Source organism: Oleiphilus sp. HI0061 (assembly GCF_001635675.1).
On record NZ_LWFE01000748.1, the window covers coordinates 1 to 408 of the forward strand.

At 44.1% G+C, this 408-nt stretch carries 1 protein-coding gene; it reads left to right on the forward strand.

From position 1 onward, the window contains the following. A partial coding sequence (locus tag A3735_RS30665) for a hypothetical protein (protein WP_197485789.1) occupies positions 1-408 on the forward strand: 408 nt, incomplete at both ends.

Below are 408 nucleotides of genomic sequence, written 5' to 3' on the forward strand. Positions count from 1 at the left end.
TGGATTACAGTGAGGCTGATATCGTTATTCAAGACGAAGAGGGTGCTTCTTATGAAGCTGCCATACAAGATGCCAATGGCAATGCGATTACTCAAATTGATGTGGAGCTAAATCTTAATGAAGGCAATAGCATCAATATATCCCCTTTCAAAACCGCTCAATTGACGCTTGATTTAGACTTGGCTGCCTCAAATACTATTGAGTCTTTCGAGCCACCCTTAGTAACTGTAGAGCCTTTCATGGTCGGCAGTACCGAGCTGGATATCGATAGGGAACATCGACTAAGGGGTTTACTCGAGAGTGTTGATCTGGCCACTAATACCATCGACATGAAACTAATTCCGATGCGCTTACGTCGCGGAACCTTTGGCGATTTCGACTTCCATGTCGATGACAATACACTGTATG